The sequence below is a fragment of the Bacillus sp. RC51 genome (genome assembly GCF_044908115.1).
GTDB lineage: Bacteria > Bacillota > Bacilli > Bacillales > Bacillaceae_G > Bacillus_A > Bacillus_A mycoides.
This window is the reverse complement of sequence record NZ_JBIYCW010000004.1, coordinates 237136-262008: the sequence shown is the minus strand read 5'-3', so window position 1 is coordinate 262008 and position 24873 is coordinate 237136. Positions and strand designations below refer to the sequence as shown.

The window sequence follows — 24873 nt, the reverse complement described above, 5'->3', positions numbered from 1 at the left end:
TCCATGTAATTAAAACGCTCCTTCTATTTCTACCATTAGTTTTTCAGGTCCTGCCCCTTTATTTGATGGAATAACTAATGTAATTCCTAATTCCGGGTATACGGCCGAGCGAAAACTCACGCCTGGATCATATCCCATTACATGATATTTAAAAATATTTCCTTGTCTTTTTTCAATCCATATTCCATAGCCGTAAGACTGGCTATTATTCACTAAAATATGAGGAGTTAAAAGTAACTTCGTATATTCGTGGCTTAATATTTCGTTGTTAAATAGAGCTTCCCAAAATTTCACCATGTCTGGTGCAGTAATATAAGCACCACCATCAGAACCTCCTTTTATGGGTATAGAGTATGCATTTGTTCTCCATTTTTGACTATTTCCATCCTTTATATATCCGAGAGCTGTATGTTTTGGTAAATTATCTAAAGAGAAATAGCCTGAATCATTCATACCAACTGGAACAAATATGTTTCTTTCTATATATTCCGTAAATTCAAGTCCTGTCTGCTGTTCTATAATTAATCCAAGTATAATAAAACCTGCATTGTTATAGTAAAACTTACTTCCTGGTGTAAACATCATATTACTGTTTTGGAATAATGGTAAAAAGTCTTTTAAACTTTTTAATAGATACATAGGAGTTTGTTTCCAAAGGTCTTCAAAGTTATCCATGATACTTTCATCAAAATAATCTGGAATACCTGAACTATGCGTTAAAAGTTGATGTACTGTAATATCTTCATTAAAGTTTGGAAATTTAATATGTAGACAATCTTTTAACTTTGTATGAAAAGTAATTACACCTCTTTCAACAAGTTGACAGATACTGATAGCAGTGAATAATTTGCATCCTGAGGCAATTCCAAATCTTGTTTGTAGTGTATTGTTTATACATTCACTTCGGTTAGCATATCCAAATGAATTTTCATAAATAATATCATCATCTTTTTTTATTAAGACTAGCCCAGAAAAATCTATATTCTGATGTATTTCTTTTACAATTTTCTCTATTTGATCTTTTGTTTTTATCATAATAACCACCCTTGTTTATTGGTATTGTTCTTTCCCCTTATTATTTTTCCATATATAGGGGAAAGAAACCTCCTATTCACCCCCCTAAGTTTCAAATAAAAACCAAGGGAACTATTTCGAATTTATTGATTCAGCGGAATATACCTTAGACTGCGATGGTAATAAAGTAAACACGCACAATATGATAGTAATAAGTAGCATTACCAATACTCCTACAATGACTACAAGTTGTATAGAAGTGAATTGAGTTGCAACGCCGAACAGAATCGTTATAAAAATTGTAAAAACAGCTATAACGAGCCCGTATATACTCCCGATTCGTCCCATCATATGAACCGGAACGTTATTTTGATAAAATGTGTAAAATCCTGTATTTGCATATGCCATAGAGAAAGATAGAATAAAGAATCCAATAGCAGCCATTAAAAACTCATTTGAAAAAGCATAAATCAAATATCCGATTGCAATGAATAATGATCCTATCCCAATTAGAAATGAAGGTGCTAATTTTTTTGATAAAATTGTATTTGTTATTGCTCCTAAAATAAAACCCGCACCAGCGGTACTAACTAAAAAGCCATACTCACTATCTGTTAACAATAAAACTTCTTTCGCAAACGATAGTTCAAGTGAATCTATAGCGGTAGCTAAAACCATCATTCCTTGGAATAGGAAATAAACACATACTATATACACAGATTTTTTGCTGAAATTTAAAACTATGTTCCAATCTTTCTTTAATACAGTTAGTGACAATTTATCATTGGATGTATTAAAATCGTCTTTTTTATCAAGATTAGGTAAAAGTAATGTAATGAACCCTGATAGCAAAAATGCTATAGCATTCATATATATAGCAAACTCTGGTGTACCAGTTATTAATAATATCCCCGCCACTGCTGGACCAATTAAAAATGCACCTGATCCTATTAAACTACGTAGTGAGTTGAAACGTTGTCTTTGCTCTACTGGAATTAATTTCGTCATATATGTCATAGCAGTTGGTTCATAAATCGCACTGGCCATGCTTATAAAAAATACTAAGAGATAGACAATCCAAAGGGATGGAACCAAGGGTAAAATAGCGATAAATACTACTCGATATATATCGAGGTGAATCATTAACTTTCGTTTATTTAAACGATCTATCATACTTCCTGACCAAGCGTTTGTAAATAAAATGGCTAATGGTTTTATCACATATAAAGTAGCGACAGCTAAGGCTGAGCCACCCATATTATAGACAAGTACATTCAGTGCGATTAAATAAATCCATGCACCTAAATTCGCAATACCAACTCCGGACAATAGTAATAAAGGATATTTCAAATCTTTAAGTAATTTTTTCACTTTAGGCACCCGCTTTCTAAATTGTTTTAAAACAATAAAAAAATCCCACCCCCAAGACTTAAAGTCTTAGGGACGAGATTTATCATCGCGGTGCCACCCTAGTTTGTTAATATGTCGCCATATTAACCTTATCAGGTACTGCACTATTTCCATGCTTATACCTTAGCTCTATAACGGGAGCTCCCGTCACACCATCCACTTTTAAAAGGTTCCGATGTGCTGCTCAGAGACTTGATTCAATAAAGAATTTTTGCTCCTTTTCAGCTAAATGGAGCTCTCTGTGAAAAATTCATTTTATTTACTCTTCTCTTCACTGCATTTGGTTTTTTCCATATTATCACATAGGTTTTATATTGTAAATAATTAAAAAGAATAATCAGTTTTTTTAAAAAGTGAGCATTCTTTATAATTTTGTAACTTGATTTTTTATTTATTAAAAAATACGGTGCGTGAAATTGCTTGTAACTCTAACAAAAAGAGCCTATTCTACTATAGACTCTTACAAAATTCGATATTAATTTGTACTCGCTTCTGCTAATGGTTCTAGAGGCGGTTCCAAATCTAGTTTTAAAGTATCACCTTCTTGTATATATTGTTCCTTTTCAATGCTTTGACTCGTTACATACCCTGTACCTGTTGTTTTTAAATCTAATTTCAACAACTTAGAGAAATACATAACATCACGCATTGACCAACCTTTTAGGTTAGGCATTTTCACATTACTTCCTACTAGAAATATGCGATCTCCTTCACTCATTACCTCGCCAGTCTGTGGATATTGTTTTATTATCTTTCCTTCTCCTAATAATACCGGCTGAAGTTTCTCTTTTTCTGCAATATTTTTTACGGTATCCATTGTTTGATTTACATAATTTTGTACTTTTATTTCAGATTGCTTTGTTGCATCTGCCATTTGCTTTTCTGTATATGGTTTCACTTTTAAATATTCTAGACTATTTTTCATAACTGGTTTAAAAATTTCAGCAAGAGGCTGAGCACCGTATTCATTCCCTTTTAATTTAGGTTGCTTAATGGCTAAATATACGACTAATTGCGGATCATCAATTGGAGCCATTCCTAAGAATGAAAAAATATAATTATCTTTCCCTTCCATATATCGTCCATTTTCAGGATTCGGAATTTGCGCTGTCCCTGTTTTACCACCAATCGGATAACCATCAATTTTATACATCGTTCCCGTTCCTTTAGATGATGTTATAACACGCTCCATTAAGTTCCTTACCTTATCTGCGGTTTCTTTTTTAATCGGATTCCCTATTTCTTTAGGTTGATTTTCCATAATAACTTGTTTATTTGTTGGATTTACAACCTTATCAACAATATAAGGTTGCATCATTTTCCCGTCATTTGCTATAGCTGTGGCTGCTTGTACTATTTGAATAGGGGTTACAGTAGAGCCTTGACCGAAAGAAGTAGTAACTTGTTGGATTTGAGTATTTAGCAATAATGTATTTTTACTTTCTCCAGGCAAATCTATACCTGTTTTTTGATTGAAACCAAATTTATTCATATATTGCTTGAATTTATTTGGTTTCAGTAACTGATCTTCTAAAATAGAAAAAGCAACGTTCGATGACCGTTCAAACCCTTCATCAAATGTAATTGAACCCCATCCATAGCCGCCATTATGATCTTTAATCTCTGCTGAACCAACTGCGTATTTTCCTGATTGGAAATATTCTTTCCCGTTATATACACCTTCATTAATTGCAGCAGCTAATGTAAAAACTTTCATTGTAGACCCTGGTTCGAATGCATTCGCAATTGGATCGTTTAAAAAATATTCAATGTCTCCTTTGTTAGGATTATAACTAGGCTTACTAGACATTGCTAAAATCTTACCTGTTTTTGGATCCGCAATAATACCTACTAACATAGAAGGGTCATAGTGTTGCTCCGCTTTGTTCATTGCATCTTCTAAAAAACTATTAATTTGTTTATCAAGCGTAAGGTATACGTTATTTCCATTTTTAGCAGGTTCTATTTTTCCTATATCATTTGTAAGTGGGATACCATTTCGTGAACCTACATATTTTACATTTCCGTTTGTAGAGCGCAAATATTTATCAAGACTTTGTTCGAGTCCAAACTTACCTTCTGCATTTCCTTTTTCATCTGGCCTAGCAAAACCTAGGATATATGATGCAAAGTCTTCGTTTGGATATACTCTAGCTTTTTCTGTCGTAAATGACACCCCTGGTATTTTTAATTTTGCTATTTGTTCCTTCACTTCTCTAGGTAAATTCCGACCAATTTTACCAATTTCAACTTGCGTACGTCCTTCATGAAAATTTTTCATGATCTCCTCTTTATCAACTTCAAGCGCACCTGCTAAACGTTGTGCAGTATCTTCTTTATCTTTTAATTTATCTTTTCCTTTTAAATTTACAACGATGCGATATGTTGTTGAGTCTTGGACTAATACTTTCCCGCTTTGATCATAAATTGTGCCACGATTTGCTTCCAAAACTCCATTTTTATTCTGTTGTTCATTCGCAAGATCCTTTACATTAACATTATGCACGACTCCTACTGCTTGAATATAAAATATACGTAAAAGCATCGTAAGAAACAAAACAATAAAAGCAATCATCATATATCGAGCGCCTTTATTCGTTTGAAGTTTATGCATACTGATCTCCTTTCCTTTACAATTTATTAATGCAAATATGCACTTTTTTATTTTAGATACTATATTTTTCGTAGTTTTTTCAGTGAATTCCTCTAAAACGATAAGAAAACAATCTAAGTTGCTATTTGTTTCTGATCGTTTATGTATTTAAATATAAAATACGGTGAGTGAAATTTTTCGAATCTTCAAATGAAAAGAACCTACTTTTTGGTAGGTTCTTAAGTTTACGCTATGTGGTTATATTTCGCTAAAAAAGGAACTCGTTTTGCTACTAGTGCATACATTTTGAAAATAAAACTTGCTAACGGTTCAAATATACGTGCGCTTTGCATCACTAATCCACTTGTAATAAATGTTAAGAACGCAGCACCAAGTATATCTAGAGGATAATGAACGCCTACGTACATGCGTGATACACCGACTAATATTGCCCATATTAACGCGATATATTTAAGTTTTTCTCCTCTTAGAATAAATACGAAAGCAATCGAAAATACGAGTACAGAATGATCACTTACAAATGATGAATCTGCTGCATGCGGTACTAATTGATTTACATGATGTGTTATAAAAGGACGCGGATGGTAATATACCGCATGTATAAGAACATTTACTAATAATGCAATACTAACTGAAAGTGTCGTATATAACACTGTATATTGTTTTCTAATTGCATTCTCTTTCTTTCCATTATTGAACCATAGGATAAGCATGAATAGAATAGCTACATATGGAACACTATTTGTAATAGCGATCATTAGCGTATCTAATAGCTTGGATGATCCAGCAAAGTTATTAATCCATTGAAATACTGTGTAATTCATATTACTCTCCCCTTATTATTACTCATTGTACTTTAAATAAAGATACAAGTGTTCTTGATTTACACAGTATACAACATCAATATGAAAATGGGCTTAAACTTTTCTCATCTAATTCTCATTTTATTACTATTCATATGACAATCGTGTAACTATTTACAAGAGCTAAGTATGTATAAAGCTTGTAAAACATTTTAAATAGTATGATAAACACTTTATGCATGAATATAATACTTAACATGTTCATTTAAATATAATTTCTCTGAAATCATATTTTCATTCCATACGAAGGGCAATATTACCGAATTGTTCTCCTTGCTGCATTCGATTTAAAGCTTGAATTGCTTCTTCTAATGGATATACTTTATCAATGATTGGTTTAATATTATGTTCCTCTATAAAATGAATCATCGCATTAAACTCTTCACTGCTCCCCATTGATGTTCCCATAATATCGATTTGATTATAAAATAATGCTCGTAACGGTAATTCGATTTTATCTCCTGAACTTGCACCAAAGTTAACGATTCTTCCATTTGGTTTTAATATATCAAAATATTTTAAGAAAGTCGCCGGACCTATACTATCTATAATTAAATCCACTTTTTCTCCATGTAGGCACTCGTCCCAATTACCAGAACTATTAAAAGAAAAGTCTGCTCCATATTTTTCAGCAGCCTTTCTTTTGTCCTCTATCCTTGAAGTAACACTCACCTTTGCTCCAATTGCTTTAGCAAATAACATAGCATAAGTAGCTACACCACCGCCGATTCCCGGAATTAGGACATGTTCTTCAGGTTTTAATCTACCTTTTGTAAAAAGCGCTCTATATGCAGTTAATGCCGATAAAGATAAAACGCCAGATTCTTCCCACGTAAGATATGATGGCTTTTCCACTACATTTTCTGCTGGTACAATAACATATTCAGCAAACGTTCCATCGGCTGGTCCACCTAGTACTTCAGGTAACTCTGGTATTTCATGAGTATTATTCCATCCAATACTAGGGTTAATAATAACCTCGGTATGTAGTGAAATATTTGAAACTCCTTCTCCTAGTTCTATAACAATACCTGCACCATCTGACCCTAAAACTAATGGTAGTTCCATTTCTTTTCTATTATTCATTATAAATAAATCACGATGATTTAAACCTGCTGCTCTTAATTTCACTTTAACTTCCCCCACATTAGGAGTTATCTCCGGTGATAATTTATATTCTAAACCTTCTAACCCTTTTTTATGTTGATGTACAATAGCTTTCATTAATTATTCCCCCTTAATCCTTTCAATGTACTTTAAATATCGAAATAAATAAAATAATTTGATTACTAAGCATCAAAAAAGGAGGAAATACAAAATGTATTCCTCCTTTTAAAGAGTATTTTCAAAAAGAATTTTTTACCTTTAACTATTCATGTGTAGTATCAGGAAATGTAATTGTAACAATTGTTCCTTCGTTTTCTTTACTCTCTAATTGAATAGCTCCGTTATATTTTTCTACAAGCCTTTTTGCAATTGATAAACCTAGCCCATTTCCACCTTGTTTTCGGCTTCTCGCTTTATCAACTCTATAAAAACGGTTAAGAACAAATGGTAAATCTGCTTCAGGTATTCCTGCCCCATGATCTATTATTCGGATTTTAATTTTGCCTGACCGCATACTTGATTCAATGCAAATATACTTATTAGCTTCTTTTGTATATTTCACTGCATTATCCATTACAATAATAATTATTTGTTCTAAGTAAGATGATGGTATTGAAACATACGCTTCATCTGCATCCAATTTCATATCAAATTGAAAGTCAGTTTGCAGTATTGCAAAGTTTTGTGTAACTTGTTTTAATACGCTATTAACATGGACTCGTTCAGCTGCTATTGGATGTATCTGTTCTGATTCAGCCCTTGATAGCTCTAGCAATTCTGAAACTAATTTATTTAATCGATCTACTTCTTTTAAACTGGATTGAAGAGATTTATCCAATATAGCTGGATCATTTTTCCCCCATCGATTCAGCATTGATAAGTGCCCTTGAATAATTGTTAATGGTGTTCTTAATTCATGCGATGCGTCTTCTACAAACTGTTTTTGCTGTGTAAAAGAAGTTTCCACTTCATCCATCATTTCATTAAAAAGAATCGATAATTTTGCGAGTTCATCATTATTTTCTCGTACTGGAACTCTTTCATTTAGTCCGTTTTTCTTAATACGCTTCATCGTATCCGTTATGTTTTGAACACTTGATAAAAGCTTTTTCGTTATAAGTATTCCGCCTAAAAAACTAAACACTAATCCACATATCCCTGCAAAGACCATTACCACTAAGATAATTTTTAATAAATGATCAAATGTCTCTAAGTTTTTCGTAAGTTCAATAGTTCCCGTGAATTTTTTTGTTTGAATTGGTATGCGCTCAACTAATATTCGATCTTCTATATGTCTTTTTATTAAGGATTCATCTTGGGTAACCTGTTTTGGTTTTATCCAAGCTTCATTAAAATCTCGAGAAACAGTAACAATGGGCTTTCCATCATTTCCGATAATACGAATCATTTGATGTTTATCAATCATATTATTTAGAAATTCTTTACTATTTTCAAATGTTTTGCTCGAGAGCGTTTCGTTTTTATCTTGAAAATATGCCGTTATTTCTGTCAATTGTCTGTTTATTTGTTTCTGTTCATAATCTATAGTCCACTTATTAATTACAATGAATTGTAACGTGCTATACAAAATAAACAAAATGAATACTAGTGTAGTGGACCAAAGTGTTAATTTCCACTTTATAGGTAAATTTCGAATTCGGTGCACAATGTTTTTTATCATTTCATTATATATCCAGCACCGCGGACTGTTTGGATATACTCCTCCTTATCCACACTATGTAACTTATTACGTAAATAACGAACATATACATCGACTATATTCGTCTCAACCATTGCATCATAACCCCATACTTGGTCCAGTAAAATATCACGGGTAAGAACTCGATTAATATTTTTCATAAACATAAGCAGTAGCTCGAATTCTTTATTTGTAAGTTCAATTTCTTCATTTCCTTTAGTTATAGTTCGAGATTCAATCTGAAGCTGTAGATCTTTAAACGAAAGAAATGATGCGTGCTTTTGCTCTGTATTTTCTTCTCTCCTAAAAATCACTCTCATACGTGCTAAAAGTTCTTCAATTGCAAACGGTTTTGGAAGATAATCATCAGCTCCACTATCTAACCCTGTCACACGGTCCATAATACTATCACGAGCAGTCAACATAATAATAGGTGTACTTTTAGTTGCTCTTAGTCGACGACATACTTCCAGTCCGTTTAATCCTGGTAACATTAAATCAAGTAATATGAGATCGTAATTCTTTTCAAGTGCTGCTTCTAATCCCTTTCTTCCATCAAGTTGTATATCTACTATATATCCTTCATACTTTAATTCTAATTCTAAAAAATCTGCTAAGCTTTCCTCATCCTCAATAATTAGTATATGTTGCAACGATACTTCCTCCTATACGATTAAATGAATAAGTAATCCTATTCCGAATATGACTGCAATAATTTGATGTGCTTTTCGATACATCTTCAATTTTGTTTTCTGATTAGATTTCTGTAAAACAAATCCCGCAACCCCTAATGTTATTAAGGTTAAAAGAGAAAATATACCACTGTATATTAGTATTATATGACGACTTCCTTTTATTAAAAAGTAAACACCGTGAGTAGTCGCAACAGCTATTACAGCGTATCCAATTAATACGTGAAAATGTTTTATAAAAAGATATAGCTCTTTAATTATTTTAAATCCGTGAATATGTTTCTTCTTTAAAAATAACCATATATGACGTAAGAACCATAATGATGCAGCTATAATTACCCCGTATTCACCTAAAGAACCTAATTTCTTATTTAGCCATTGTACATTTAATACATTCCCGTACAAAACATTAATAAATAGCAATTCTACACTACAAACAATAATAGTAATACCAATTATTTTAACATATATATGGAAATATTTATTTCTAAGTATTTTCTCCATTTTATATAATCTCCTTTTGACTCAAAAGCTCTATAATCAGCAGTGTATCAAGTAAAAGAGAGAATAACATGAGAGAAAGATTAAAATAAAATGAGAATCTGAAAACTACTTATATTTTATTTATATCCTTTTTGGCCAATTCTAATATGTTGCAAATAAACGGTGCTTTTGCATTTGTATATGAAACACGATCAAAAGGATATGCAGCAGCAAGCATCTCTTTTAATACTCTATATTCTTCACGTGCCCACTCATGATTTATTAGAAAGTCTCGAAATAAAAGGTTGTTCCTCCATTCCTCGCTATTATAAATATAAACATGTAAATGGTGGGTACCAGCTCTCCATTTACCTTTTCTAAAAAAACGCCAATTAGGTGTTTTTTTAGGAACATATTCATAGCCAATTTCTTCTAGGGCTTCCCTCCAATTTCCGGTAATTTGTAAATTTGTTACGCCGATCATCATATCAATAAGAGGTTTAGCCCCTAACCCTTCTACGGCTGTGCTTCCGATATGTTCAATGGCAATAATTTCTTCATGGAGTAACGGCACAATTTTATTTTTTTTATTTAAAAACTCTGTATGCCAATATTGTTGGTACGGTTTAATTATGATTTTTCCATCCATTTGCTTTCCTCCTTATAACTATATATTATTATATTTATAAAATTTAAGTTTATAAATATAGGGATTTCACAAAATATGTCGAATACTGTAATGGACAACTTAATTATATTAAATTTGAGGTGAATTATGAAAGATATTCCAGTTAAAATTCAGTTAGATACTATAACATTCCAACTAAAAAAACATCATAATTTTGATTGGCTTACAAAACTAGGTACAGTATTTGCGGTTTTTGACCAACAAGATTCCGGTAATATAAGTTTTGGTGTTGAAAAGAATGGGAAAAAGCACTTTATAAAATATGCAGGGGCACAAACACTCGCATATAATGCTTCTACAAATGAAGCTATACAAAGATTAAAAAGCTCAGTTACTATATACAATGAATTAAAACACGTTTCTCTTATAAGTTTAATTGATCACTATCCTGTACAACATGGATATGTTTTAATTTTCGATTGGTTTGACGGTGAATGTCTTCACCCGCACTGGAGTTTCCCACCCCCAGCAAAATACAATGATCCTAACTCACCATTTTATAAATATAAGAAATTATCCGTTAAAAATAGGCTAATTTCATTAAATTCTATTTTTAATTTCCATACTTACGTTGAACACAAAAACTATGTAGCTATTGATTTTTATGACGGTAGTATTTTGTACAACTTTAAAACTAATGAAACAAAAATTTGTGATATTGATTTATACAGTAACAAACCGTATGTAAATAAGATGGGACGAATGTGGGGGTCATCTCGTTTTATGTCACCTGAAGAGTTTCAACTTAACTCTATAATAGACGGACAAACAAACGTATTTAATATGGGGGCTATAGCTTTTGCACTACTAGGTGGCGGGCAAGATCGTTCCTTTATGAAATGGGAAGCTAGTGAAGGCTTATATGAAGTAGCATACCGTGCTGTAAATGAAAATCGTAGTGAGCGCTATGCGTCAATGGAAGAGTTTAATAATGCATGGTTAAAAGCCTATAACACTGAAAATCTATAAAAACTACATACATTATAAAAGTACATGTAAAACTTGCACTTTTATAATGTATAATACATATGGGATTGAAATTCAGGATAACGGGGCATGTATTATGAACTTTGTTTACATTAATCAAAATGTTTTAAATAATCTTCTTTATATTTTAAGCAGTATATTTGTTTTTTATTTTATTTATGATAGTGGGTACTTCGGGAAGAAATATAAGAAACTACTTATCATTCTTTGTACGAGTATCCCACTAATTTTATGTATGCGGTATCCCATCTATATGGATGAAAATTATATTCATGATTTAAGACAAATCCCCTTTTTAATTGGTACACTTTATGGTGGATTTCCAGTCGGTATTGCATTACTCATGATTTTATTAATAATACGTTTTATGTTTTATGGTTTTAGCCTGTTAACAATCATTGTTTATGGAACGATGTTAATCATTACAGCATTCGCATCATCAAAATTTAATACATACAATAGGAAAATAAAAGTAACTTCATCTATGTTTTTAACTTTTTTCCTTGCAATATTTACAACAGTAATTGTTTTAACTCTATCAGATTTTGAAGTGAATAATTTGTACATTATTTATTTCATTCTATTACCAACTATTTTAATATTATTTATGGTCTATTTTAATGAGGTTTTAAAAGATGCAATATTTATGCGATCAAAATTAATAAAAGTTGAAAAAATGGAGATTGTCAGCCAACTCGCTGCAAGTATTTCACATGAAGTAAGGAATCCATTGACTGTTGTAAAAGGATTTACACAACTTTTAAAAACACCCAATATAACTCAACAATCCAAAGATGAGTATATTGAACATATTCTTGAAGAGTTAAATCGTGCACAAGCAATTATTGATGATTACTTAACTTTTGCCAAACCAGCTTCAGAAAAACTAGATCATATTTCAGTGGAGCACGAGTTAAATCGAGTTATTAATATGATGTTGCCTTTTTGTAACATGAATAATATTAATATTACAAAAGAGTTCTCAGAGGGAACAATTATTGGTAATACACAGCACTTCCATCAATGTTTTTTAAATTTAATAAAAAACAGTATAGAAGCAATGCCATGTGGCGGTAATCTAATTATTTCTGCAACTGTCAGCAATAATAAGGTCATAATAAGGATTCAAGATAGTGGAGTTGGAATGTCGCAAGAGCAAATTAATCGATTTGGCGAACCGTATTTTAGTACAAAAACGAAAGGTACTGGTTTAGGTACGATGGTTGCTGTTAAAATTATTGAAACGATGCGAGGCAATTTAAAAATCCGAAGTATCGTTAATAAAGGAACTACTTTAACTATTACATTCCCAAAATATAATAATGAGAGCACGTTGCATAATAAATAAAAAAGGAGCATAATGGCTCCTTTTTTATTTCGATACAAAAAGTATCTGCTATGTTTTTTTAATTTACATTTAGAAGAGACTAATTAGAAATTAGTACCCTTAGCTCCAACAACTACATCCAACAATAATTAATAAAATAAATAACACAACTAATAAAGCGAAACCTCCACCAAAACCACAAGAACCGCCGAAACTCATATTTTCTCCTCCTTTTGGTTTGAAAACTAATAGGTAGTTGATCATTTTAACTGGTTCGTATTATACAGTATGTATATCTCCCTTTTTTGAGCATGTCTTCATAAAAATTAGTAAAAGCACTCTATTGAGAGTGCTTTAAAATGGGTACCAGAAGCTTTGGAATACATTCAGCTTTAAGTAAACTGCAATAATCAAAATGATAATACCAACAAAAAGTGTGATGTAATCCTCCTTTTGTGCGTCTTTTGCATAGTACCACGTTCGTTTATCCTTTTTTCCAAAACCTCTTAAATCCATTGCATTTGAAACAGTATCAATCCTTTCTAATGAATGAATAATAAGTGGCCAAAAAATTAAAACACGGTTTTTCATACGAATCCACAAGCTCGCTTCTCCTTTTTCAAAAGGTACGCCTCTTGCTTCCTGCGCGTGTCTAATGATTATATATTCAGATTGAATGCTTGGTATATAACGCAGTGCAATATTTATTGCATATGTAATTTTATAAGGAACAGCAAATTTATTTAAGCTGCTCACAAATTCACTTGGATGAGTTGTATAAATAAAAAGAAGTGTAAATGGTAATAACGTAAAATATTTCAATGAAAGTGTAGCTGCATAAAATAAAGTTTCATATGTAATTGTTGCATAACCTATATAAAAAAAAGAGGTATACGATCCCGTTAATTCCGATCCATGGGTGGGCGTAATGAAAAGAATCATAACGGAATTTAATAAACTAAATGTAAATATAACGCTGAAAATAACTATAATTTTACGCAATTGAATTTTTGCAATTAAGAGGCTGATACATCCAACAATAAATAAAATTAGCAATATACGAAAATCAAAAAATAAAAAAGTAAGTGTCATACAAAATATAAATAAAGATAATTTAATTGCACCATCCATACGATAAAAATACGTATTATGCATATTCCTCCCTCCTATTAGCCTCAATATAAAGTTTCACAAATGTTTCTGGAGTTGGAATTTCGCTTAATTTAGCTAGTTTTATTAATGAAATCTCCCGTAGATTAGCTCTTTGTAACGTTCCTTGATCCCCTAAAACAGCAGATACAGTATTGTCCGCAATAATTTTCCCTTCATGCAGAACTACCGCTCGATCTGCATATTCTAAAGCAAGATTCATATCGTGTGTGATAATAATAAAGGATATGCCCCTTTTAGCCAGTTTTCTAATAAACGACATAAACTGTTTGTAATGGTAATAATCTTGTCCAGCTGTTGGCTCATCTAATACAATAAGTTTTGGGTTTGTTATAAGTACAGATGCAATAGTAAGCCTCTTTTTTTGTCCATAGCTTAATGCCTGAATTGGCCAGTTACGAAATGGATATAATCCACAAATTTTTAAAGATTTTTCGACTCTTGTCTCAATCTCATCTTTAGAAACCTTTTTTAATTTTAATGAATATGAAACCTCTTCTAAAACAGTAGGCTGTGTAATCATTTGATTTGGGTTTTGCATAACGTAAGAAATAACTTCCCCGCGTTTACGAATAGACCAACAATTTATATTTTCTCCATCGAATGTTATTCTCCCATTCTCTGTTTTATTTATTCCTATAAGAGTATGAGCTAATGTCGATTTTCCTGCTCCATTATGACCCAATAACGCTACTATTTCTCCCTCTCCTATTGAAAGGTTGATATCTTCTAAGGCTGTATGTTTGTTATTGTACGTAAATGATAAATTTTCTATCTTGCATAAAGCTTTTTTAATATATTTGTTTTTTGATGAAACTTGCTTATGCATCCAGTTCTTTAATAGGCTATGAACGCCTGCATTACGAAGATTTTCAATTGGAAATACCCTCACATTATTACTATCAAAATTTAATTTCTTTAGCGCCTCTATATAAATAGGTTCTCTTAGTCCGATATTTGGTAATATATCAGAATTTAAAATACTATCCGGTGAACCAACGGCAATAACTTCTCCCTCATCAATTAAAATAATTTTATCTAAATCAAGGTTTAATATTTCTTCTATTCGATGTTCAATAATTACAATTGTTTTATTATATTTCTCATGTATATTTTTAATGAGTTCTATTGTATTCAAACTACATGCAGGATCCAAATTAGCTAACGGTTCATCAAATAATAATATATCTGCATTTGTCGTTAGCAGACCTGCAAGAGAGACTGTCTGTTTTTGACCTCCTGATAATTCATGTGGACTTTGTGTATGAAAGTCCTGCATGCTTACCTTTTTTAAAGAATCCGTAACAATCTTTCTCATTTCTATTTGATTTACACAATCGTTTTCTAATGCAAATGCTACATCCTCTTCGACAGTAAGGCCTATAAATTGTGCATCTTGATCTTGTAATATTGTCCCTACGTGTTTACTCTGTTCAAAAACACTACCTTTTCTCGGATCCTTTCCAGCTATTAAAATGTTACCGGTACTTATCCCTTCGTAAGAAAATGGGATTAGCCCATTTATACAATGAGCTAATGTTGACTTACCTGAACCACTTCGTCCAGCGATAAGTACCTTTTCCCCAGGATATATTTGAAATGTAATATCTTTTAAAGTAGGCTGCGTGGTATGCCTATATTGAAAGGTAAATTGTTCAAAAGAAATAATTGGTTGCATGTATTCATCCCTACTTTTCAATTTTTAAATGTGTATGTTTCTTATTTGATTTCGCTAGACCGATCGTGATTGGTAAGCCAAGAACTAAAAATACGATAACGTCTGCAATTGTTGCGCCTAGTACTTGTATAACTATTTTGTCAAACGGTTCTCCCATCACAATAATATCGAATGCTCCAGCAAATATAATAGCTATGACAATACCGATTAACCCTGCAATTGCAAAATAAGAAATATCACGGTTATTATACGTTCCATGTTTTACACTAAAACCAACTCTTTTTTGTATGAGTCCCATTGCTAAACCAATAATACCTGAACTAATAACCCATCCCCACCAAATACCCCATCCAGCGATCGTATCTGTAACGGTATGACCGATGAATCCTATTAAAAGTCCTGCTACTGGGCCAAATAACGCTCCAAAAACTGTTAAAATAGCCAATGCGGGTTTAATAAATGTATTCGGTGCGATAGAAAATCCCCAAAGCCCTAATACCCCGTATAAAGCTGCTCCAATTCCAATAGCTACTACTAGCTTTGTCGTTAATTTGTTCATTACAATTCCCCTCTCGTATTATTCAACTTTTAATACTCTATATTTATTTTGAAAATGAATTATGCATCGACACTTCCTTTCTATACAACAAAAAATGACCTCTTAAATAAGAGGTCATTTTCTTTCACGTACAAGAATCCCCTTATCTTTCAAAAGACACATCGTGTCCTCTGCGGAATTAGCACCTTCCTATGTAATTACATAGGGGTTGCTGAGGCTTCAAAGGGCCGTTCCCTCTACCTCTCTGGATAAGTATGTATTTGTAATCTGTATTATGGCACTAACAATAAATAATTTCAATACTTTTCTTACTATTTTTATTTTTCGATAAATAGTTCAATTAAATCATTGTATTCTTATCGGAATTATGAAATAATAAATTCAAAATTGTTACAGGAGGAATGCATGATGAAAGTAATTGGCTTAATTGGCGGACTAAGTTGGGAATCAACATCGTTATATTATAAACATATTAATACACTAACTCTCTCTCAATATGATCAAAATGCGAAGCTTGTTTTATATAGTATGGACTTTGGTGAAGTAACTACATTATTACAAAATCATCAATATGAAGAAGTGAAAAATGAATTAGTCGCAGTAGCAAAAAAGGTAGAAAACTCAGGAGCTGAATGTTTACTAATGTGTTCTAATACTGTACATCTATTTGCTGAGGAAGTAGAACAAGCAATATCAATCCCACTTCTTCATATCGGTGATGTAAGTGCTAAAGAAATGGTAGAACAGAATATAAAACGGATCGGATTATTAGGAACGAAACAAACGATGGAACAAGATTTTTATACATCACGACTAGCAAAATATAACATTGAGACAATTATCCCAAATGACGAAGAAAGAACTTTTATCCATCACGTCATATTAAATGAATTAAGTAGAGGAATTATTTCAGAAACATCAAAAGAAAAACTAATACAAATTACCAATTCATTAATTCAAAATGGTGCGGAAGGAATATTACTAGGCTGTACTGAAATACCATTGCTTATTTCCCAAAATGACCTTACTGTTCCTGTTTTTGATACTGCTTATTTACATGCAAATACTGCTGTACAATTTGCTGGATAATAATATAAAAGCATACAGGTAGAGCCTCTATGCTTTTATATTGTCCGAACTATTTATTTAAAAGAGCATCAATAACTGCAATGGCTCTTTTGGAACCACCACACCCTAAAAAACTTTCATTCAGTTTTCGAATGCCATGTTTATACTTTTCATTTGAAAGAACGTCTGTTACCGCCTTTTTTAAAGTTTGCACATTAACATGCTCTTTCAATAATCTATGTGCTGCCTCAAGCTCAGTTAATCTTTGCGCTATCATAGGTTGATCTTTATCATGCGGTATTATCACAAATGGGACATTATAATGGATTGCATCGTGCACACTATTCATTCCACCATGTGTAATAAAAACATCTGCTTCACTTAATATTTCTGATTGAGGTACGTAAGGGGTTATAATAAAGTTGTCTGGCGCTTGCTTAATTTTTGAAATATCATTTCTATCACCAATCGCCATTACTACAATCCCTTCGAAATTTGAAAAAGCATCAATACAAGTATTAAAAAATGGTTCGAGCCCTTCGAGAAGTGTTCCCATTGAAATATAAATAACTTTCTTTTTTGAAAGCAATTCAAGTGGAAACTTTACATTTGTTTTGCGCTTTATAATACTCGGTCCAATAAAAACATTGTTTTCTCCGAACGAATCGCTATTAGGTTGAAAATAACGACTTGTATACACGAGACTAATATCTCCCTTATTATGCATAAATTGAAGATTATTTTTGGGCTTTACTCCAAATTCATGTTCCATTTGATGCAGTAACTTTTCAGAGAGTTCATCGGGTTGGAATTGTATTTCTGCATTTGGATGAAAAGGCAAGGTTTCCAATAATACTGGTGGAATTAAAAATATAGGAGAGGAAACTATGCCTGGAACTTGTAAATATTCCTTTACTAACTCTCCAGCACCAAATATATCATAAACTACGAAATCAAAATTAATGCTTTTACATAATCGTTTCGTAATTTCTAATATGTATAAAGAAGTTTGAACATGTACATGAAAGAAAGATTTTAATCCATATGAAGTTTCATTATCAATAGAAATCTCCTTTAATAAATCCGGATGAGTATGTACAATGGCTCCCAAAACTTCAAGCCTTTCCTTAAAGCTTTCCGTTGTAATATAGTGTACGTTATCACCTCTTTCAGTAAAGGCCTTTACTAAACTTAATGTAGGATTTACATGTCCCTCTGCAGGGAAATTAACTATTAAAATGTTCATCACTTATTTCTCACTCCTTACAATTCAATGTTCTTATTAATCGTACTGTTATTATTACAAGCAATCTCCCCTTAATAGTCCCAATATACTTACTACTTTAGGTTGATAAATAATTATCAGACATTGAAAAAGGCATCTACATAAAATGTAGATGCCTAACTGTGATAAGGAGTGTTCTGTGAGGTTAGGATAAGCTTTTCTGCTTGTCCTATGCTATCAATATATGATTTATTTTGTAAAACGTGCATATCTAATAGAATTATTTTAACCATTTTATTTGATCAAATGGATAATATACCATTTTTACTTTACCTATTACATGTGACTCATTGATCAGTCCAAGTGTATTCCTACTATCCATACTATGATTACGATTATCACCTAGTACAAATAATTTATGCGAGGGAACTTTCATTTCTCTAAAGTTTGAAAAACGATTTGATACTTGTGACATATCTAACTGTATATACAACTCATCTCGCTTTTTACCGTTAATATATAACACATCGTTTCTTAATTGTACGTTATCCCCTGGTAATCCAATAATTCGCTTCACGTAGTATGTAGGCGAGTCTTCTTTTTTTATTATTACAACATCACCATGATGAAAAGAAGAAAAATAGATGCTAGCCTTATTAACTAGTATGCGATTATTCTCATTCAAAGTAGGTTGCATCGAAATTCCTTCTACCATACAAAATAAAAATAACTTATTAATAAAAATAATTCCTATTATAATTAAAATATAGCTACATATTTTTCTCCAATCTTTTAGAATCAATTGCTTCATATATACCTCATTTCTAAACTATTCGTATGTAAAAAACGTCTCTAGTTCATATAATTGCTAGAGACGTTTCGTATATTTTAATTCTCTTTAGAGTCATCTATTTTTGGTGCTTCGCCAGTTAATCGCTTATTTTTTAAATCAAAATAAGCATCTAAAACTTCTTTTCCAATATCAGAGTTAATACCTGATTTATCATTTATAACCCAGGGCACAACAACAGAAAATGCTACTTCTGGATCGTCATATGGCGCATATCCTGCTAACGTTAAATTATAACATTCTCTTCGCTCGCCTTTTTCATTTCTTCCAATATCACTTTCTCCACCGTATACTGTCTGTGCTGTCCCTGTTTTTCCCGCTGGTTTATACGGTGCTTTTTGGAATGCCCTTACTCCAGTTCCATCACCTTCTTGGAATACTCTCCTAAATCCTTCCTTTACTTGATTTATATAATCCTCTTTCATATCTATTTTATTTAAAACGATTGGTTCTACTGAATGCACCACTTTACCAATCTCATCTTTTTGCGCGGTTTGCTCTCTAACCTCTTGAACAATTTGTGGCTTCATTCGATATCCACCGTTTGCGATTGTTGAAATATACTGTACAAGCTGAAGCGGTGTATACGTGTCATACTGGCCAATTGAGTAGTCTAATAAGAAACCTGGCTGGTTATCTTTTTTACCAATTTGTCCAGCTGTTTCATTCGGTAAATCGATACCTGTTGGAACACCTAATCCAAATTGCCTGAAATAATACCTCATTTTATCAAAGTATTCCTGTTTAATATTTAATGAGCTATTTTTCACATAATCCACACCTGCAATTTTTAATGCTGTATTAAACATATAAACGTTTGAAGAAACTTGTAACGCTCTTAAATCGTCTATATTTCCAAACTCTTTCCAAGACTTCTTCTCCTTAGTTCCTTTAAACTTCATAGGCGCATCATAAAAATAAGTACCTGGTGTTATAGCTTTCGTTTCAAAACCAGTCAATATTGTCGCACCTTTAACAGTTGATCCAAGCTCATATGAACTTGTCATCGTACCTAAAGCATAATCTTCAACTTCTGTTTTCCCATCTTTTTCTACTAATTTTTTCCCTGCCATTGATAATACTTGACCATTTTTCGGATTTATCATTACAACGAAAGCACGGTCCAACATCGATTCTGAACCTTTATAGGCCTTTAATATTTTTTCTATGCTCTCTTCTACTTTTTTCTGTAATTCCATATCTATTGTTAAAGTTAAATTCTTGCCGCTTTTTCCTTCAGAAACTGTTTCAGTTCTAATTGTATTACCTTGTTTATCAGCAATACTTCTTACTTCTTTTTTCGTACCATGAAGCACATCTTCGTATTGCTGTTCGATGTAACTTTTCCCAACACGATCATTCCGGCTATACTCACGCACTAAATAATAATCTAATCGTTCACGTGGTAATCCTTCATCAGCATTCGAAACATTTCCAAGAACTGAACGGAATAAGCCATCATTTACATAGAGCCTTTCCCAATCAACTGATGCGTCTACACCTGGGAGATTTGCTAAATTTTCACTAATCACAGTATATTCCTTTTCACTAACATCTTTTTTAATAATTTGAGGTGCCATTTGATAACCTGAAGTCATTTTACTTTTAATAGCTAACACTTCTATATCTATGGCTGTTAATTCTTGAAGATTTTTATCTGTGATGCGCTTTCTTTTTAACTCTTCTATTTTTTTGTCTAGATCTTTCCCATTAATATCCTTTTCCCTAAACGTATCTATTTCTTTTTTAGATACTAAGTTTTGAGTAAGTTTTGGATTTAATTGCATCCAAAAATCTTTCTTATCAGTCTCTGTTAACTTATCAATATCTTCTTGCGGCATTTCAATTATTGCTGCAAGTTGTCTTGCGGTTTTTAACATTTCTTCCGCTTTTACACCTTTCACCTTTGTATATGTAATCGTACGTAAAGACTTATTGTCAACAACTGGATTACCTTCACGGTCATAAATTTTGCCACGTGGTACTGTAAGATTAACAGTTGCATTCTCTCTTTTTTCTACTTCGTTTTTATATGTTTCTCCATCGAAAATTTGTACTTTGCCTAACTGGATTATAATTCCAGAAAATAATAAAAACACACAAAAGAATAAAATATTTAATCGTATAGGTAGTGCTCTACCACTCTTTTTCTCTTTCTTTTTCACCTTGTCATAATCTCCTCCTTACAACATTTCTAATAATTTTAAGCTTTCTATATTAAAAATAATGTACAATTTCCATACATTACTTTGTACGCATATTAATATAACGTTTAAAACTTAATAGAAATTAAAACAAACATAAAGAAAAGGTAAAGTTTACTAAATTAAATATAAAAATACCCAATAACAAAAGCTTAGCTTTGTTATTGGGTATTAAGTATTTTAGGAGTTAATATTAGAACGTATTGAAATACATCTATCATCACAATTTGATAGAGATTGTTTACTCTGAATTTTCGGCAAGTAAATAGTTACAGTTGTCCCGACGCCAACCTCACTCATTATACTTATTGTTCCTTGATGACCTTCAATTATTTTATAACTTAACATCAATCCAATACCGGTACCTTTTTCTTTCGTACTATAGAAAGGTTCACCTAATCTTTTAATTCTTTCTTCAGGTATTCCTATTCCTTCATCTATTACACTAATAATGACACCTTTTTTATGTATTTCTTTTATATGGATTGAAATTTTCCCGCCATCTAGCATTGCTTCGATTGAATTTTGCAAAATATTAATAAATACTTGTTTCAATTGATTTTCTGAGCATTCAATGATTATCTCTTTGGAATCTGTAAATAGTTCAACTTGAATATTTGTCATGATTGCTTTTGTATTAATTAACGATACGACATTTTTAAAAATTTGATAAATATTTTTCTTTTCTGTATTTATTTCATCAGTTTTAGCAATCGACAAAAACTCTTGGAGGATTGCTTCTATTCTTTCTATTTCGGAAAGCATAAGGTCAAAATATTTTTCTTGATCTTCTCTATTAATTTGGAATAACTGTATAAATCCTTTAATTACAGTTAATGGGTTTCTCACTTCATGAGCTACACCGGCTGCTAATTGACCAATTGCCGCAAGTGTATCTGATTTATTTAGCAATTCTTCTGCCTTTTTCCGCTCTGTAATATCGCGGACAATGATCATAATTTTATCTTGTAATAATGGTAAACATCTAGCTTCAAAGAAATCAATACTTCCATTAATTGTTAGAGGATATTCTACAATTACATTCTTTCCTTCTTCTTTCAATTGGCGAATTGCTTCTTGAAATTGCTGTGCTACTGGAGACGGTAATATTTCGTAAAACTTTTTCCCCATAAAAGCTTCTGCGGGTACGTAAAATTTTGTAGGGGACCCTGCTTTATAATCTATAATTGTCCCGTCATCTTCTGTTAAAAAACATAAATCTGGTAAAGCTTTAAAAATTAATTCTAATTCAGAGGTTTGTTGTTTCAATTGCTCTTCTATCGCTTTTAAATGTGTAATATCTACACCAACAGCCCAGTAACTAAATCCTGTTACAGGAAACTGCTCTGATATATTGGACCACATTATCGTTTTAATTTCACCATTTTTACATGTTAAACGCATTTCCCAATCTCTAAAATTTTTTCCATGAGTCAAAAATTTATTTTGTATTTGATAGCGATAATTATGGTCAGGATACAGTAATCGAAGTGCGTTTGGATTCCCAATTATTTCTTCAGCAGTATAACCTGTTACAATCTCGCATTCTCGATTCCACAAAACAAAATCTCCATTATAGTCAAGCGCATCAACCATAACAGGCATGTTTTGTAAGATTGTATGCAGTTCTTCCTCTTTTCGAGAAAGTAACGATGTATTTTTACTTTGAACTACTTTTTTCACCCCATCTATAATGAGGTTAGAAAGCATTTCAAAATATTTCTGGCAATTTAAGATTTCACTTCTTTTGGACCATACAACAAAAGATCCTAAATATTGATTGTATAAGAAAAGGGGGATTTCAATTTTTGGAAGTTTACATACTTTCATTTCATTAATTCCAAATGAAAATATACATTCGTTTTCAGCATCAAGAAGTTGATGTGATATGTTGGTTAATTTATAAAATTGTTCTGCCATGGTTTCTATTGTACTCACATCAATAAGTTCCATTAGCCGCGCATTCATTCCTTTTTCACCTCGATATGTAAAATTTATACAAATTCAAAATTCATACTTCTTCATTATACGAAGAAAGTGCCCCTAGGTATATAGCTGTAGAATAATTATTCAAACAAATTCTATTTTTCAATTAAAAACAGAAAATAATATGGGATTGTTACGCGCTGCTAGTGGCAGTATAAAAATACAATAACTGTAAAATTCACAAAAGTTTCACAACTTTCATGAAAAATATAAACATTTATTCCAATATATTCTATATAATGAGTTGTAATAAGGTATTCTATGAATCTCATAGAATACCTTACCCCTAATAAAAAGAAAAAAAGAATCTATTTGGATTCTTTTTTTCTTTTTTTATTACATTACATATTTATATAAAGCATGTGCGACACCATGTTCTTCATTTGTTAACGTTTCGTATTGACACATCGCTTTTATTTCTTCAACTGCATTTCCCATTGCAATTGATATATTTGCTTTCTCCATCATAGAAACATCGTTTAAGCCATCGCCTATTGCTACAGTGTTTTCAACCGGAATATTAAGATGTTCTGCTAAAGTATATAATCCATTTCCTTTTTGAGCATCTCGATGATTAATCTCTAAATTATGCCAGTAGGAAGATGTAATAGCTAAATCCGTATTATGCAGAAACGTTTCTTTTAATTTTTTTAATTTCTCTATGTCATAAGAAAACGGTAAAAGTTTATGCACATGTATATCCATTTCTACAATTGGTTTACAACTTTCTGTACTATGAAATGCTGTATGCTCAAGGTATAATGCAGCAATCGTTTCTAACTCTTTCAAATCGAAATTCTCTTTTGCATTCCTCACATACTCGATTTCATTACGTACACTCTCTACTCCATAATCCGGTACATACACACCTTTATTAGTATAAAGCTGATAATACAAGCCATTCTCTTCAAGATATTCTACAATCTCAAGTGCCTGCATATTTTGAATTGGGTATCTCTTCATCATTTTTTTATCTTTATATATAAGTGCACCATTCTCCGCGATAATCGGACACTCCAAATCAACTTCTAACAATAGTCGTTCAATATCCACAATAGAACGTCCAGTACAAATTGCTACAACATGGCCAGCTTCTTGACATTTCCGAATTGCTTCTGCATTCTCTTTACTAATCATTTTATTCCCTGAAAGAAGAGTTCCATCTAGATCAATTGCGATTAATTTCATTATTTCTTCACCACTTTCTATAAATACACGAGATCTATTTAACAAAAAGGTATCGTTTTCA

At 31.9% G+C, this 24873-nt stretch carries 21 protein-coding genes, 1 riboswitch and 1 other annotated feature; of the genes, 3 read left to right on the top strand and 18 right to left on the bottom strand.

Going from position 1 to position 24873, the window contains the following annotated elements; translation table 11 throughout:
- Window positions 1–9: 9 nt before the first annotated feature.
- From ABH959_RS11785 to ABH959_RS11745, 9 genes are all read right to left on the bottom strand, one after another.
- Window positions 10–1035: a serine hydrolase domain-containing protein gene (locus tag ABH959_RS11785; protein WP_404492622.1), complete on the bottom strand. Its 1026-nt coding sequence runs from the start codon at window positions 1033–1035 to the stop codon at window positions 10–12.
- Window positions 1036–1146: 111 nt separating this feature from the next.
- A complete protein-coding gene (locus tag ABH959_RS11780) occupies window positions 1147–2385 on the bottom strand; it encodes an MFS transporter (protein ID WP_404492621.1) in 1239 nt (412 codons plus the stop codon).
- Between the two features lie 65 nt (window positions 2386–2450).
- Window positions 2451–2708, bottom strand: a binding site (T-box leader).
- 191 nt (window positions 2709–2899) lie between these two features.
- Window positions 2900–5038, bottom strand: coding sequence for a penicillin-binding protein (locus tag ABH959_RS11775; protein WP_404492620.1), 2139 nt, complete (start codon window positions 5036–5038; stop codon window positions 2900–2902).
- A gap of 224 nt (window positions 5039–5262) precedes the next feature.
- Window positions 5263–5862, bottom strand: a complete 600-nt coding sequence (locus ABH959_RS11770) for an undecaprenyl-diphosphatase (RefSeq protein WP_002085252.1) — start codon at window positions 5860–5862, stop codon at window positions 5263–5265.
- 273 nt (window positions 5863–6135) lie between these two features.
- Entirely contained in the window at window positions 6136–7125 is a 990-nt protein-coding gene (locus ABH959_RS11765; RefSeq protein ID WP_242311433.1) for a zinc-binding dehydrogenase, read from the bottom strand.
- Window positions 7126–7270: 145 nt separating this feature from the next.
- Complete coding sequence (locus tag ABH959_RS11760; RefSeq protein WP_404492619.1) at window positions 7271–8689, bottom strand: ATP-binding protein; 1419 nt, start codon at window positions 8687–8689, stop codon at window positions 7271–7273.
- On the bottom strand, window positions 8686–9360 hold the full coding sequence (locus tag ABH959_RS11755; protein WP_002032425.1) for a response regulator transcription factor: 675 nt from the start codon (window positions 9358–9360) through the stop codon (window positions 8686–8688). The genes ABH959_RS11760 and ABH959_RS11755 overlap by 4 nt, the downstream gene beginning before the upstream one ends.
- A 12-nt stretch (window positions 9361–9372) precedes the next feature.
- Window positions 9373–9903, bottom strand: coding sequence for a hypothetical protein (locus tag ABH959_RS11750; protein WP_002085249.1), 531 nt, complete (start codon window positions 9901–9903; stop codon window positions 9373–9375).
- Between the two features lie 109 nt (window positions 9904–10012).
- Window positions 10013–10531 (bottom strand): GrpB family protein, encoded by a 519-nt coding sequence (locus ABH959_RS11745; protein WP_404492618.1) that lies wholly within the window; start codon window positions 10529–10531, stop codon window positions 10013–10015.
- Between the two features lie 126 nt (window positions 10532–10657).
- Here ABH959_RS11745 and ABH959_RS11740 point away from each other — a divergent pair, with 126 nt between their 5' ends.
- The gene (locus ABH959_RS11740) at window positions 10658–11539 is read left to right on the top strand and encodes a protein kinase family protein (RefSeq protein WP_113936370.1); all 882 of its coding nucleotides are present in this window, start codon (window positions 10658–10660) and stop codon (window positions 11537–11539) included.
- Window positions 11540–11585: 46 nt separating this feature from the next.
- Window positions 11586–12905: a sensor histidine kinase gene (locus tag ABH959_RS11735; protein ID WP_113936369.1), complete on the top strand. Its 1320-nt coding sequence runs from the start codon at window positions 11586–11588 to the stop codon at window positions 12903–12905.
- A gap of 99 nt (window positions 12906–13004) precedes the next feature.
- Here ABH959_RS11735 and ABH959_RS11730 read toward each other — a convergent pair whose 3' ends face one another.
- The 4 genes from ABH959_RS11730 to ABH959_RS11715 all read right to left on the bottom strand — a co-directional run bounded on the left by ABH959_RS11730 (window position 13005) and on the right by ABH959_RS11715 (window position 16291).
- On the bottom strand, window positions 13005–13103 hold the full coding sequence (locus tag ABH959_RS11730) for a YjcZ family sporulation protein (RefSeq protein ID WP_000007808.1): 99 nt from the start codon (window positions 13101–13103) through the stop codon (window positions 13005–13007).
- 135 nt (window positions 13104–13238) lie between these two features.
- A complete protein-coding gene (locus ABH959_RS11725; protein ID WP_113936368.1) occupies window positions 13239–14039 on the bottom strand; it encodes an energy-coupling factor transporter transmembrane component T family protein in 801 nt (266 codons plus the stop codon).
- A complete protein-coding gene (locus ABH959_RS11720; protein ID WP_113936367.1) occupies window positions 14032–15732 on the bottom strand; it encodes an ABC transporter ATP-binding protein in 1701 nt (566 codons plus the stop codon). Before ABH959_RS11720 ends, ABH959_RS11725 begins: the two co-directional genes overlap by 8 nt.
- A gap of 10 nt (window positions 15733–15742) precedes the next feature.
- The gene (locus ABH959_RS11715; RefSeq protein ID WP_113936366.1) at window positions 15743–16291 is read right to left on the bottom strand and encodes an ECF-type riboflavin transporter substrate-binding protein; all 549 of its coding nucleotides are present in this window, start codon (window positions 16289–16291) and stop codon (window positions 15743–15745) included.
- A 139-nt stretch (window positions 16292–16430) separates the two neighbouring features.
- Window positions 16431–16546, bottom strand: a riboswitch (SAM riboswitch).
- Window positions 16547–16696: 150 nt separating this feature from the next.
- Here ABH959_RS11715 and ABH959_RS11710 point away from each other — a divergent pair.
- On the top strand, window positions 16697–17380 hold the full coding sequence (locus ABH959_RS11710) for an aspartate/glutamate racemase family protein (RefSeq protein ID WP_113936365.1): 684 nt from the start codon (window positions 16697–16699) through the stop codon (window positions 17378–17380).
- 49 nt (window positions 17381–17429) lie between these two features.
- Here the strand turns inward: ABH959_RS11710 and ABH959_RS11705 are convergent, their stop codons facing one another.
- The 5 genes from ABH959_RS11705 to ABH959_RS11685 form a co-directional block, all read right to left on the bottom strand.
- Window positions 17430–18608, bottom strand: coding sequence for a macrolide family glycosyltransferase (locus ABH959_RS11705; RefSeq protein ID WP_113936364.1), 1179 nt, complete (start codon window positions 18606–18608; stop codon window positions 17430–17432).
- A 256-nt stretch (window positions 18609–18864) separates the two neighbouring features.
- A complete protein-coding gene (gene lepB / locus ABH959_RS11700) occupies window positions 18865–19395 on the bottom strand; it encodes a signal peptidase I (protein WP_113936363.1) in 531 nt (176 codons plus the stop codon).
- Between the two features lie 77 nt (window positions 19396–19472).
- Entirely contained in the window at window positions 19473–21599 is a 2127-nt protein-coding gene (locus ABH959_RS11695) for a peptidoglycan D,D-transpeptidase FtsI family protein (RefSeq protein WP_113936362.1), read from the bottom strand.
- A gap of 219 nt (window positions 21600–21818) precedes the next feature.
- Entirely contained in the window at window positions 21819–23606 is a 1788-nt protein-coding gene (locus tag ABH959_RS11690) for a PAS domain-containing sensor histidine kinase (RefSeq protein WP_113936361.1), read from the bottom strand.
- A gap of 354 nt (window positions 23607–23960) precedes the next feature.
- Window positions 23961–24812, bottom strand: coding sequence for a Cof-type HAD-IIB family hydrolase (locus ABH959_RS11685; protein ID WP_002085231.1), 852 nt, complete (start codon window positions 24810–24812; stop codon window positions 23961–23963).
- Between the last annotated feature and the right edge of the window lie 61 nt (window positions 24813–24873).